General features: G+C 67.4%; 1 protein-coding gene. It reads left to right on the top strand.

What is annotated here, in order from left to right; all coding sequences use genetic code 11:
* Positions 1-615 precede the first annotated feature (615 nt).
* Entirely contained in the window at positions 616-1914 is a 1299-nt protein-coding gene (locus VMD50_RS28420) for an IS1380 family transposase (protein WP_325433086.1), read from the top strand.
* Positions 1915-2672 lie beyond the last annotated feature (758 nt).

Below are 2672 nucleotides of genomic sequence, written 5' to 3'. Positions count from 1 at the left end.
ACTGCGACGGCGGCTGCGCATGACCGACCCCAGTCTCTGGTCTGAGGCCGTCCTCACCCACCACGCAAGTGCCTCGGCCTTGCGGTCAGCAAACCAGCGCCCGCGAGAGCGCTTCGCAACGGTCTTCATTGACATTTCCTCGACCGCCCGGAGAACCGCGTCACCGGCTCATGGCTGCGGTTAGTCACCGGCGGTCCAGACAGCGTGCGGTCGTCAGCAACGGCAAATCGCGAGTCGACAAGGTGTCGTCAGCTAGTCGCTCTCTTCGGCGAGCAGGCTCGACAGAACTGTGTGGCTGGGCGGTCTCGCGCGAGGCGGCGAGCTACGAGAGCAAGCGCCGTCGCGTAGACGGCAACTTTGGGCTGTCGGTCGATTCGATCCTTATCTGCAAACGAGCGCATCGGCGTCAGCGGTTACCGCGTTGCGCGAGAACGGATCGCCAACACGCAAATAGGTCTACATTGGGCGGCGGCTCGCGCCAATTGCCTCTAAGCCTTAATCCACCGGGTCGGTAGGTCGGTTCCGTCCGAACCGGAAGGAAGAATGACCTCCTGTGCAGGGCTTTAACGGCTGTATGGGGCAGCCGGGGCCTGCGGACAGGAGGTCACCTTCAGGGTGCATGATGACGAGTGGGTCGGACTGGACGGTCTGCAGGTCAAATTCGACGATGAGCGCGCGGTCTCGGACGCCGGGGTGACGCTCGTCGCGACGCTGGCCAAGCGGCTGGGGATCGAGGGGTTGGCGGGGCGGCTGGTCAGGTTGCGGCGCGAGCGTCCGGGCGCGGCGAACGCGGGGCGTAAGGTGATGGCGCTGATCTTCGCGATGGTGCTGGGCGCGGACAGCATCGATGACTGCGAGATCCTCAGGGCAGGCAAGACTCGGCGGCTGTTGGGTGGGTGGATGCCGGCGCCGTCGACGCTGGGGACGTTCTTGCGCGCGTTCACGTTCGGGCACGTGCGGCAGCTCGACAAGCTGCTGGGCGAGGCGTTGGTGCGCGCGTGGCGGGCTGGCGCCGGTCCCGGCGAGGGGCGGCTGGTGATCGATGTGGACAGTTTCGTCGGCGAGGTGTGCGGGCGGCTCAAGCAGGGAGCTGCCTACGGGTACACGAAGGTGTTGGGGTATCACCCGCTCCTGGCCACCCGTGCTGACACCCGCGAGGTGTTACACATCCGCCTGCGCAAGGGGTCGGCGAACACCCAGAAGGGGATGCTGCGCTTTTGCGATGAGTTGATCGCCCGCGTCGCGCGCGCCGGTGCCACCGGGCCGAAGCTGCTGCGCGCCGACTCGGGGTTCTGGAACACCAAGGTGTTCAAGCGGCTCGAGGGCGCCGGCTGGCAGTACTCGATCGGCGTGCGCATGCAGAAGGGGATTCGCAAGGCCGTCGAAGCGATAGACGAGCTGGCCTGGCAGACGATCGAATACCCCGAGGAGGGTGAGGCGCAGATCGCCGAGACGACCTCTGGCGGGCGGCGGTTGATCGTCCGCCGCACCCGTCTGCTCGGCCGCCAGGCGCAACTGTGGCCCGACTGGCGTCACTTCGCGTTTATCACCAACCGCACCGAAGAGATCACGATCGTGGAAGCCGAGCATCGAGACCATGCCGTCGTTGAGCAAGTGATCGCCGATCTCAAGGATCAGGCGCTGGCGCATTTTCCCTCCGGCGAGTTCAACGCCAACGGCGCCTGGACCGTGCTCGGCGCGCTCGCGCACAACCTGCTCAGATGGACACAACTGATCGGCTTGCCCGACAGCACCGTGCGCGCCGCCCGCACGCTGCGCCGCCGGCTGATCACGATCGCCGGGCGCCTGACCCGCCACGGCCGCCGCTGGACGCTTCACCTCCCCGCCCGCTGGCCCTGGCACGGCGATTACCTCGCCGCGCTCGCACGGATCCGCGCACTCCCCGCCGCCTGACCGCCGCCGCAGGCAAGCCGACCGAAGATCAGCAGGTCACTCGCCCGCCGGGCACGACCACCGCTGCGCGCGAACACACGAACCGGCCCCGCGGAACCACCCCGACACCTGCCTCGATCACCCAACGGGCCTCACCGCGGCCACCAAACCGTCATCGCCGCCCAGGCCAGCCGCCTTACGGCCTCCGACCCAGCCATTCGGTGGATCCGGGCTAAAGCCGGCTGCATGGCCATCCACTCCGCCTTCCCCCGGATAACGTTAGCCCCGACCCTGACTGCATGCAAGGCGACGCCGGCGCGACCTGAGGCGAGGATCAGCGTCGAACGCACACGTCGGGCCCCGGAAGGGGTAAGCGCGCTGAGTTGGCCCGTCGTCGGAGGCGGCGCAACCCTGCCGGCACTGTCCGAAGCCCATCCTTCTGCCGCAGGACGCTGGGCGCGCAGGTAGGCGAACTCTTTTCGCTGCGTGCCGAGCCGTTTTCTGCCCGTGCCAGATGCCTCCCGCAGCGGTTGGCGTCGAGGTCGGTTCGATGTATACGAGGGGCCATTAACCCCGGCAGGGGGCTTCGCCGTAGGAGATAAGGCGCGTGTCTGGACCACGTCGAAGACTGTCCTGGTTGTGTTTGGCGCGATCGCGTGCTTGTAGCGGGCCGCTGTGGCGGGGGTGTTGGTGCCGAGCGTCACGGCCCGCTGCCGTCGACGGCGACGTCGTATCCATTCGGCGGAGTCAGTACATCGGGGGGCCTTGACATTGTCGAA

It is taken from the genome of Mycobacterium sp. (genome assembly GCF_035506235.1).
Classification (GTDB): domain Bacteria; phylum Actinomycetota; class Actinomycetes; order Mycobacteriales; family Mycobacteriaceae; genus Mycobacterium.
This window is presented reverse-complemented; position numbering and strand designations above follow the sequence as displayed.